The following is a 10,415-nucleotide window of genomic DNA, read 5'->3' on the forward strand; positions in this document are numbered from 1 at the left end:
TTCTTCCATGTCACTTAATTTATCAGATTTTCTCCGCTTTTTGGGCTATTTCTCTTTTACCCCCCCTGAACGGTTACAAGGATTTGCAGTTGACGAGTTAAGAAATAGCGGATGCGAAAGTGCGTTAGCGAAGCCCTCGAAGAAGATCGCATCTTTGGAAGTCAGTAGCTCGAAAGCTAACTTAACAAGATAAAATAAGGAGCGACGTACTATAATACAATTATGCCAGAAGTCCAACCCAGGGAAATTCAGCGTTATGTTACCTCAGACGGTCAAGTGCCGTTTGATAACTGGTGTGATTCGTTCCGAGAGCGTAAAATTCCCACAATTATTAATAAAAGACTTAACCGAGTTATTTTGGGAAATTTGGGAGATTGTAAATCTGTTGGAGAAGGAGTCTTTGAATTAAGAATAGACTATGGCCCTGGTTTCCGAATCTATTTTGGACAAGTGGGAACAACAATTGTACTTCTGCTGTGCGGAGGAGATAAAAGCACTCAAGACAGAGACATTGCCCAAGCAATAGAATACTGGACAGATTATCGGAGTTAAAAAAATGCCTAAGAGTTTACCGTATCATGACTTTTTGATGGCGCGGCTAAAAGACCCCAGTTATGCGGCTATCTATCTCGAAACTCATTTTGAATTAGATGAAGGCGAAGAACCTGACGACGCATTAATCAGACTTGCTCTAGGCGATGTAGCAGCAGCTTTGGGTCAACCGAAAATGACTCCTGAAGAATATGAATTGCACTTAAAAAAACTGGATGAATTACTTTCGCAGCAAGGTAGCGATGCGATTTACAATCTGGGAACTTGGCTGAATGCTTTGGGATTGAAACTAACAGTTGCTGTTTGTACTGATACAGACGATAATACTGCAAATGCTGAAACGCGATCGGAAATAACTGTTTAACTTAAATCTAGAAAATGCCTAATTTTCGATATTCATCCCTAATTAATGCCACCGTTGAAGCAGTCTGGAACTTTCACGAAAGGCCGGATATTCTGCAACTTTTGACTCCGCCTTGGCAACCGGTGAAAATCATTCGCCGCGAAGGGGGACTCGATGTGGGTGCTGTATCAGAATTTCGCCTGTTATTGGGGCCGATTCCTGTAAAATGGGTGGCGACTCACACTGAGTGTGAACAATATCGCTTGTTTGTTGATGAACAAACTGAGGGGCCGATGGCGCGTTGGACTCACCGACACGAGTTTACCACAGAAAATGGCAAGACTAGATTGACAGATGCGATCGCATTTTCGATACCGGGCGGCCCGATTGTCGATTTGTTGTTAGGTTGGTGGGTGGAAATGCGGTTAACAGATATGTTTCGCTACCGCCACGAAGTCACAAAAAGAGAGTGCGAAAAAGATGCAAACAACTGCTGAATATTACTGTGCATTCTGCGGCGAACCAAGTACAACTTTTGTTGATATCAGCGGTGGTATGGAGCAATCTTATATCGAAGATTGTCAGGTTTGCTGTCGCCCGAATGTTCTGTATGTCAGAATAGATGAAGATACCCTGGATATTGAAATAGATACTGACTATCAAGAATAAGTGACTATAAAAATGTCGGAATTGCCTTTGATGCTGACTTGGTAGAATTCATAAGTCTTGAAGCTGCTGCTTCTACGAAAGCCTGAAAAATTCGAGAGTTAAACGAACATTTTGGCGACATTTCCGGGTGCCATTGAATTGCTATCATCCAAGGGTGATAGCAATGCTCCATTGCTTCTACCAAAGTGTCAGGTGCATCGGCTACAATTCGCCAATCGGATGTTACCTTCCTCACTGCTTGATGATGCCAGGAAACAACTGTTGTTGAAGTTTTTCCCATAATTTTTGCTAGGCGACTGCTGGGTTCAATTTCAATGGTATGCTCGATCGCACGCGGGGGAATTCCCGATCCGTGATTAACCTCGTCTCCGTAAGCATCCGGTACGTGAATCACCAAACTGCCACCGCTGGCTACGTTCAGAATTTGCATTCCCCGGCAAATCCCCAACACAGGTATGTCAGCCTTCAAAGCTAGCTTTGCTAAGCTTAATTCAAAATTGTCGCGTTCTGCGTTAACCGAGTAAACTGTGCGATCGCACAAACCGCCATAAAGTTCTGGGTTGATATCTCCGCCCCCGGAAAAAATCAAGCCATCTACTGCATCAAAAATACTAGCCGGATCTAATTGATTTGGGGGGAGTAAAATCGGAATGCCACCAGCCGCCTGAACTGCATCAATATAAGTTCCATTTAAGCGATATTCGCCTGCTGGACAGCGGTTGTATGTTGTGATGCCAACAATAGGAAATTTTTTCATTTGCTAGAGACTGGGAGATAATTATTTAGATTAATACTCAGATTTGGCACTATTTGTAATCCGTGTTTCATGGGCGGGCTACTAAGAGCAACGGCCCACAATAAAACTTACTTATTGTGAAACAGGCATCTTGCCTGTTTCTTGTCTGATTACTTGTGATTGATTCCTAGATTAAACTGAGAATTCCCCCTACTGCTGTCTAATTTGTAACAGTTTTAGTATTAGTTTCCGGCAGGGGTTGGCGCGTACACAGATAAGCCAGCGGCCCGAACAGTGGCACTAATGTTACAGCCCAAAATGCTGAAGAATTCTGCATTCCTCGGCGCGCCATGTCGTCGGCCAACAAAGCCGGAAATAGTAGGCAAAGCAGACAAAAATCTAAACTCATTACGTGGACAAAACGGCTGGTTTGCCACTGCCCAATAAAATCCGACCAATCGCCTTTTGTCAAGCCAAAAGCAACTAAAGCAGCAGCGCCTAATGTTAAGAAAATTCCTGTAAAACGGGAGTCTAATATCTTTAAAAAGATATTTTTATTGCCCAAGAATTCATGATTCGGTTCGCGCAGGGCTAAATAAGGCAGCAAGGCAACGGCGCCGACGCCAAAGGATAAAGTGGCAAATAACCATGCAGGTATTTTCTGGCCCCTGCCGTCAGCAAATAAGACGCAACTGTAGATGAGCGGCCAGACTCCCATGAGGTTGAATAACGCTACAATTAAAGGGTTGATGTCTGCTATTTTGCCTGTGGAAATATTGGTAATTAGTGTGATGGTTTTTTCTGGGCTGTCGGGTGGTGCAAATACAAAGGCGTAGGTGATAAATGCAATCCAAAGCAGCCCAAATCCAATTTTTCTGAACATAGTTAGTTTTCTTTACTTCTGATATTACTATAGCAATGATCAATGATTTTTGAAAGATACTTTTTTTTTAACCACAGAGGACGCAGAGGACACAGAGGAAGAGAAGATTAGAGCGGAAGGTATTGCTATTTGGTATGGCGGGTTTTGGGCAGATTGCTAAATTTTTGCATAAATTGGCGATCAATCCAATCTTTCCAATACCACAGCAGCGCCGATTCCCACATGAAAGATCCGCGAGAGGCGATCGCCCTTTTATTCCCAGTACCAATTAACCCTAAGTATTGTTCCTGCGGTGCAAAGGGTTTCAGCGGTTTTTCCAATAAAAACTGCTGCAAATTTTCAAACAGCGGTTTGCCCTGACGCACGGCAAACACGCCTGCTTTGGGACGGGAATAATTAACCATCGCAGCGATATCGCCAGCCGCAAATACGTTGGGGTGAGAGACTGATTGCAGGCAATCGTTGACTTGCATAAAGCCGTTTGAGTCGGCTGCTAAACCGGATTCTCTTATCCAACTGGCTGCCGATGCTTGTGTTACCCAAAAAATGCGATCGCACTCTAATTCTAAACCTGATTTACAGGAAATTTGGGCATTGGGCATTGGGCCTTGGGCATTGGGCATCGGGCATTCTTGATTATCTTCTATGTCAATCGTTTCTGGCTTTTCTATAGCACTAACTTTTTCCATTAAATGCAGTTTAATCCCACGACTAATCAGAATTTTTTTCAGGCGGCGACGAACCCGTTTGTTATGTCCCGGCATCAATTCAGCACCGCTATGAAACAAATGAATTTCTAATTCTTCTTCTTTCTTCCCCCTTCCCTCTTCCCTTAATATCCATCCGTTAAATCCGTTACACAATCCGTTGCCGAACCCTTCTTCCTTCGCCATACGAGATTGCATATTTAATGCTAATTCTACGCCCCCTGCACCGCCGCCTACAATCGCTATCCGCAGCGGTTTTTGGGGATGCTTTTGCCTTTGGGAAATTAACTGATTCCAGCTAGCTAAAAACTCCGGTACGGGTTTAGCTGCAATTGCATATTCTGCGGCGCCCGGTACAGATAAAGTCGCGGGAGTGCTGCCGATATCCACAGAAAGCACATCAAAATTAACCGGAGGGTGAGTTTGACAAATAACTAAATTTTTGTTAAGGTCGATCGCGATCGCCCGATCGATTAATATTTGACACCGGGCAAATTCCGCGAGCGATCGCAAATCGATGTGACATTCATCATAATTGTAAAACCCGGCAACGTGTCCCGGCAGCATCCCCGAATATGGCGCGTGCAGGACATCGCTAATCAGAGTCAAACGCACTCCCGGCAGAGGTTGGATACCGAACATTTTTAATACGATAGCATGACTGTGACCGCCGCCAATTAAGACTAAATGTTTCACAAATTACAGATGTTCGATCAAGATTTTACACCACCGATATTGTACAGCACTCGTACTCCTTGGGCCGCACTGTCCGGTAAGGAGAGCTTGCAGTGCGTAATAGAACTCTTGCAAAAATCCAAAGCACCCCACCCCAACCCTCCCCTTATTAAGGGGAGGGAGCAAGATTATTCTTGTTTCTCCCCTTAATAAGGGGGGACTAAGGGGGGTAAATTTGACTTTTGCAAGAGGTCTAATGAATGATTTCCCAGCACTTTGACAGAATGCTGTCACTTACCCTCTGTCTCAGAGATTATACTTAGCTCAGTTGCGATCGGAGCACATCAATCCACCCATTTCACTTAACCGATTCCAAAATCAGCGCCAATGGCTGTAGACTGTAGAGCGAGCAAATTTTATCACCAAATTATGCCGGGGTGTGTTTCGATAGCTAACTCACCATTCAAAACTATGACATTACGCATCATTCCGCGCAGTTGGCAGCGATCGATTAAAACTCTTTTCCCGCTTCTGTTTGCCCTCTCATTCATTATAGTATTGCTGGTGAACAACTTGATTCCGGCGATCGCCCAGCAACCCCGCCAGGAAATTCGCGGCGTTTGGATGACTACAAACGACAAAGACATCCTCAGAGATAGTCGCAAACTAGGAGATGCTGTCAGCCAACTAAAACGGTTAAATTTCAACACAATCTATCCCGTAGTCTGGAATTCTGGCTATGCAATGTATCCCAGCTATGTAGCGCAGCAAAGAGACATTCAGCCCTTTGTTTACAGAGGGTTAGATGGACAAGATATGATCGCCGATTTAATTGATAAAGCTCACCGCCAAGGCCTGCTAGTAATTCCTTGGTTTGAGTTTGGTTTCATGGCTCCTCCCACCTCAGAATTAGCCTCTAATCATCCCGATTGGCTGACACAAAAACAGGACGGCAGCCAAACATCAATCGGTGCAGGTGGCGAAGTAGTTTGGCTCAATCCCTTTCATCCAGAAGTGCAGCAATTCATTACCGAACTCGTACTCGAAATCACCACTCAATACAACGCCGACGGCATTCAATTTGACGACCACATGAGTTTGCCGTCGGAATTTGGATACGATGACTACACAGTTGCTTTGTATACCAAAGAAACCAAAAAAGCGCCGCCCAAAGATTTTCAAAATCCAGCATGGGTGCAGTGGCGAGCCAATAAAATCACGGCTTTTATGTCGCAGCTAAATCAAGCCGTCAAAGCAGTCAAACCCAATGCAATTTTCTCGATTTCTCCCAATTACTACGAGTTTGCTTACAAACATCACCTGCAAGATTGGCTGACTTGGGTGCGTTTGGATATTGCCGACGAGCTAATCGTGCAAGTGTACCGCCCCAATCTAGAATCATTTGTGGAAAAGATTAACCGTCCAGAAATGCAAGAAGCACAGCAAAAAATTCCCACCGGCATCGGGATTATGACAGGTTTGAGAAATAACCAAGTACCGATTCAGCAAATTAAATCTCAGGTGCAAGCAGTCCAAGGATACGGCTTAGGCGTCGCTTTCTTTTACTACGAAAGCTTGTGGGAATATGCACCAGAACCCCTCGCAGTTCGACTTTCTCAATTTAGCGATTTCTTCCCGTCTTCTGCATTCCGAACAGCGCTACAAATACCCAGACGCGCGGCGACTTTCCCTCCGCCTGCGCCACCCAAACCAGACCCCAAAGCTAAGCCAGAGCAACCTACCAAAAACAGCGCACCTTCGCCATCACCAACCACGTAAAAGAATTAAAGAGTCCTTAGTCATTAGTAATTTTGTAGGGTGTGCCATTAGTCCGACAGTCCGACAGGGGTTTAAACCCCTGTCTCATAGCTGAAGTCGTCTAAAGACGACTGTAGCAATTCTATCAAAGCTGTTTTTGTAGAGAGTTAGCGCAGAATATATGTGTAACTCTAATTTTCAAAATAGAGATTACTATTTGAGTCGGTTTTAACCGACTTATGCTATTAGACAGGGACTTGAGTCCCTGGCGGCCCCTGGCAGAATGAAACAGCTCTACTTGGGGCTAGGAGGATACCGAGTTATATTCCTATAAAATATCCGTATTACCAACAACTACCATCAATAAAAATGCAAACAAAGCAAACAATTTTACTGCCAAAAATGGGCTGTGGCACTTGGGCTTGGGGCAACAGATTCCTTTGGGGCTACAATGAAAGTATGGACGAGGAATTGCAAGCCGTTTTCAATCTTTGTGTTAGTAACGGTGTAACTTTATTCGATACCGGCGACTCCTACGGAACTGGCAAATTAAACGGACGCAGCGAGCAGCTTTTGGGGCAGTTTTCTCAACAATATCAAGGTGCCAATAAAGACAGTATTTGTATTGCGACAAAACTGGCTGCTTATCCTTGGAGACTGACGCGAGAATCAATGATATCGGCGGGTAAAGCCTCTGCGGCGCGCCTCGGAAAAAATGTAGATTTGGTGCAAATGCACTGGTCTACAGCTAATTACGCTCCTTGGCAAGAGGGGGCTCTTTTGGATGGTTTGACTGACCTTTATGAGCAAGGATTGGTCAAGGGAGTGGGCTTGTCTAATTACGGGCCTAAACGGCTGAAATGGGTGCATCAAAGATTTAGCTCGCGCCAAATTCCTATTGTTACTTTACAAGTGCAATATTCCCTACTTTCCACCTATCCTGTGACAGAACTGGGGTTGAAAGATGTTTGCGATGAATTGGGGATAAAATTGATTGCTTACAGTCCTCTAGCCTTGGGGTTGCTGACGGGGAAATATTCGGAAAACGGCGCTTTGCCTAAAGGTATTCGAGGTTTGGCGTGCCAGCAGTTATTGCCGGGAATGCAATTACTTTTGAGCTGTTTGCGAGAAATAGCGGCATTCAGAAACAAAACTGTTTCGCAGGTAGCAATCAACTGGTGCATCTGCAAAGAAACTATTCCGATTCCGGGGGCGAAATCTGCGGCACAGGCGAGGGATAATATTGGTGCTTTGGGCTGGGAGTTGGATTCGGGCGAGATTGCAGAATTGGATAAGGCGGCGGCGAGTGTGGATAAGAAAATGGTGCAGAATATCTTTCAAACTCGGTAATATCTGAGATGTTTTACCATTCTCATGAACCGGCAAGATGCCTGTTCCACAAGACATGAATTTGCCTGTTCCACAAAAACTAAATTTTATTGTGGGGTGGGCTTCTAGCCCGCCCATAAAAGGCTTATCGAGAATGGTGCAAGACGTGAGATGTTGTACCATTTTCATGAACAGGCAAGATGCCTGTTCCACAAGAGATGAATTTCCCTGTTCCACAAAAACTAAATTTTATTGTGGGGTAGGCTTCTAGCCCGCCCCTGAAAGCCTGATTTACATCGCGCAAAAATTTTCGACACACCGCACAAACATTTCTACACCCATCCCCAGCGCAGTTTCATCAAAATCAAAACGCGGGTGATGGTGCGGGTAAGCCAAGTTTTTCTCGGGATTTGCTGAACCCAAAAAGAAATAACAACCGGGAACTTCTTGCAAAAAGAACGACATATCCTCGCCGCCCATTGTTTGACATTCCGGCACGATTCCCGCAGGAGTTTCTACAACTGATTCTGCCACGCCGCGCACCAATTCAGCTATTCTCGAATCATTAATAACTGGCGGATAAAGCGCACAATAATCTAATTGGTAACTTGCCCCGTGACTCTGACAAATTCCGGCAATTAATTGCTCGATTCGCTTGGCAAAATAACCTTGATATGCTGGATTGAAATAGCGCACGGTGCCACCGATTTGAGCGGTATCGGCAATGACGTTGTGGGTGTGGCCTGCGTGGAATTTGCCGACAGTTACTACCGCTGAGTCGATCGGGTCAATGTTCCGCGCGACAATTGCCTGTAAGGCGCTGACAATTTGGGCTGTAACTACGATCGAGTCCACAGTCTGATGTGGCATTGCGCCGTGTCCACCTTTGCCAAAAATCGTGCAGTCAAAAACTTCGACAGCCGCCATCAGCGCGCCGCTGCGAACGCCTACAGTGCCTAAAGGTAGATTGTTCCACAAATGCAAGCCGACGATCGCATCAACATCAGGATTCTTCAAAACTCCCGCTTCAATCATCGGTTTTGCGCCGCCCGGGCCTTCTTCGGCGGGCTGAAAGATGAATTTTACCTTACCCGAAAAGCTGTGTTTGTGCTTGGCAAGATAACAGACAGTACCAAGGGCGATCGCAGTGTGGCCGTCGTGGCCGCAAGCGTGCATAATTCCATCATGCTGCGATCGATAATCCACCTCATTTTCTTCTTGAATCGGCAAAGCATCCATATCAGCCCGAATTGCCAAAACCCGCCCCGGTTTCCCGCTATCTATAGTTGCGACAATACCAGTTTTAGCAATATTAGTTTCATGCTCAATTCCCCATTCCTGCAACTTTTGTGAGATAAACTGCGCCGTTAAATTTTCATCAAAACTTAACTCCGGCTTTTGGTGCAAAAGGCGACGCCATTCGACTAACTGAGGCTGCAAATTTCTAATCTCCAGCCGCAATTGAGATAAATTGACAGAAGTTAAATTCGGTAAAGTAGAAACCATGTTTTATTCTCCTTATAGCAATTTGTAAAACTCTCTCTTTTCTTTCTCTGTGCTCTCTGCGCTCTCTGCGGTTAAAATAAAATCTTAGTTTTTAACCGCAGAGGGCGCAGAGTACGCAGAGAAAGAGAGGTGTTTAGAATAGGGTTATTTAGAAGTCTGAGGAACTAAATTAACCCCTGGCAGTAACCGCTCTAAATCTAAATCTGAAGCTGCTTTAGCTAATTTAGCAAGGTCAGTCGGGTCATCTAAATGCGGCAAAATACCCAACACAGGTATTTGAGTCAGCGACTCGATCAAATCAACGGGCGCTAAATCGGCAATTTCTTGTTCAGAATAAGCTTTAACGCAATTGAGCACAATTCCTCTGAGCTTAAAACCAGTGTGTCTGGCGAGAGCAACATTCGCCACAGCTTGCCCGATCGCCCCCAACCTCACAGGTACCACCAAAACTCCCCTCAGCCGCCAATCCCTGGCAATATCGGCCACCGTCAGTTCCCACGTTACAGGCGAACCCAGCCCTCCCAAAGCTTCCACCAACACAAAATCCTTGCGCTCAGAGAGGCTTTGCCACGCCGTCCAGACCTTTTCGAGTTCGATATGTCTCCCCTCCCGTTCGGCGGCACTGGGCGGTGCTAGAGGCGCATCAAAGTGCAGCGGATTGAGTTCTTCGGGGGATTGGTCGAGGGAAAACAAACGGGTGTAGAGTTCGCGATCGCCCGTTCCTGTTTGCAACAGCTTCATAATTCCCAAACTGCGATCGGGAAAATACATTTGCCAATAAGCAGCCAAAGCGCTGGTCAAAACAGTTTTGCCCGCGTCGGTATCAGTTCCAGCAATTAGCAAGGAGTTCATTGGCAAATAGCTAACAATTAATTGGCATCAACCTCAGTCTAGGGGAATTTTGCCAGAAGTTTAGAGTTCTGGCGACGGTGCGGGAGTTGGTGCAGGTTCCGGCGACGGTGCGGGAGTTGGTGCAGGTTCCGGCGACGGTGCGGGTGTTGGGGCAGGTTCCGGCGACGGTGCGGGTGTTGGGGCAGGTTCCGGTGACGGTGCGGGTGTTGGGGCAGGTTCCGGTGTTGGGGCCGGTGCGGGTGTTGGGGCAGGTTCCGGTGTTGGGGCCGGTGCGGGTGTTGGTGCGGGCGTCGGTTTGGGCGCTGGAGTCGGTTTCGGAGTCGGTTTGGGCGCGGGACTCGGTGCTGGCGTCGGTTTTGGTGTCGGAGTTGGCGCTGGGGTTGGTTCTGGGGTTGGTTCCGGCAA

General features: G+C 46.1%; 12 protein-coding genes. 6 read left to right on the top strand and 6 right to left on the bottom strand.

The window, feature by feature from the left end; translation table 11 throughout:
* Positions 1–222: 222 nt before the first annotated feature.
* Genes QUA44_RS04130 through QUA44_RS04145 form a run of 4 tightly spaced genes read left to right on the top strand, consistent with a single transcriptional unit; the run spans position 223 to position 1,564 of the window.
* Complete coding sequence (locus QUA44_RS04130) at positions 223–552, top strand: type II toxin-antitoxin system RelE/ParE family toxin (RefSeq protein ID WP_333248914.1); 330 nt, start codon at positions 223–225, stop codon at positions 550–552.
* 4 nt (positions 553–556) lie between these two features.
* Positions 557–916, top strand: a complete 360-nt coding sequence (locus QUA44_RS04135) for a transcriptional regulator (RefSeq protein ID WP_333248912.1) — start codon at positions 557–559, stop codon at positions 914–916.
* Positions 917–930: 14 nt separating this feature from the next.
* Positions 931–1,392 (top strand): SRPBCC family protein, encoded by a 462-nt coding sequence (locus QUA44_RS04140; protein WP_333248910.1) that lies wholly within the window; start codon positions 931–933, stop codon positions 1,390–1,392.
* Positions 1,376–1,564 carry a CPXCG motif-containing cysteine-rich protein gene (locus QUA44_RS04145; RefSeq protein WP_006635525.1) on the top strand — a complete coding sequence of 63 codons (189 nt, stop codon included), beginning with the start codon at positions 1,376–1,378 and terminating at the stop codon, positions 1,562–1,564. The genes QUA44_RS04140 and QUA44_RS04145 overlap by 17 nt, the downstream gene beginning before the upstream one ends.
* A 4-nt stretch (positions 1,565–1,568) precedes the next feature.
* Here the strand turns inward: QUA44_RS04145 and QUA44_RS04150 are convergent, their stop codons facing one another.
* From QUA44_RS04150 to QUA44_RS04160, 3 genes are all read right to left on the bottom strand, one after another.
* On the bottom strand, positions 1,569–2,321 hold the full coding sequence (locus tag QUA44_RS04150) for a gamma-glutamyl-gamma-aminobutyrate hydrolase family protein (protein WP_333248907.1): 753 nt from the start codon (positions 2,319–2,321) through the stop codon (positions 1,569–1,571).
* Positions 2,322–2,520: 199 nt separating this feature from the next.
* Positions 2,521–3,183 carry a DUF2834 domain-containing protein gene (locus tag QUA44_RS04155; protein WP_333248904.1) on the bottom strand — a complete coding sequence of 221 codons (663 nt, stop codon included), beginning with the start codon at positions 3,181–3,183 and terminating at the stop codon, positions 2,521–2,523.
* Between the two features lie 125 nt (positions 3,184–3,308).
* Positions 3,309–4,532 carry an FAD-dependent oxidoreductase gene (locus QUA44_RS04160; RefSeq protein ID WP_445243634.1) on the bottom strand — a complete coding sequence of 408 codons (1,224 nt, stop codon included), beginning with the start codon at positions 4,530–4,532 and terminating at the stop codon, positions 3,309–3,311.
* 420 nt (positions 4,533–4,952) lie between these two features.
* Here QUA44_RS04160 and QUA44_RS04165 point away from each other — a divergent pair, with 420 nt between their 5' ends.
* The gene (locus tag QUA44_RS04165) at positions 4,953–6,344 is read left to right on the top strand and encodes a glycoside hydrolase family 10 protein (protein WP_333248898.1); all 1,392 of its coding nucleotides are present in this window, start codon (positions 4,953–4,955) and stop codon (positions 6,342–6,344) included.
* Between the two features lie 348 nt (positions 6,345–6,692).
* Positions 6,693–7,673, top strand: coding sequence for an aldo/keto reductase (locus tag QUA44_RS04170; RefSeq protein ID WP_333248896.1), 981 nt, complete (start codon positions 6,693–6,695; stop codon positions 7,671–7,673).
* A 270-nt stretch (positions 7,674–7,943) separates the two neighbouring features.
* Here QUA44_RS04170 and QUA44_RS04175 read toward each other — a convergent pair whose 3' ends face one another.
* The 3 genes from QUA44_RS04175 to QUA44_RS04185 all read right to left on the bottom strand — a co-directional run.
* Complete coding sequence (locus QUA44_RS04175; RefSeq protein WP_333248892.1) at positions 7,944–9,158, bottom strand: M20 family metallopeptidase; 1,215 nt, start codon at positions 9,156–9,158, stop codon at positions 7,944–7,946.
* 144 nt (positions 9,159–9,302) lie between these two features.
* Entirely contained in the window at positions 9,303–10,010 is a 708-nt protein-coding gene (bioD, locus tag QUA44_RS04180) for a dethiobiotin synthase (RefSeq protein ID WP_333248890.1), read from the bottom strand.
* 60 nt (positions 10,011–10,070) lie between these two features.
* Positions 10,071–10,415: hypothetical protein (locus QUA44_RS04185; protein WP_333276527.1), on the bottom strand; the 345-nt coding region annotated here is incomplete at its 5' end.

This window comes from Microcoleus sp. N9_A2 (genome assembly GCF_036701775.1).
In the GTDB taxonomy this organism is placed as follows: Bacteria; Cyanobacteriota; Cyanobacteriia; order Cyanobacteriales; family Microcoleaceae; genus Microcoleus.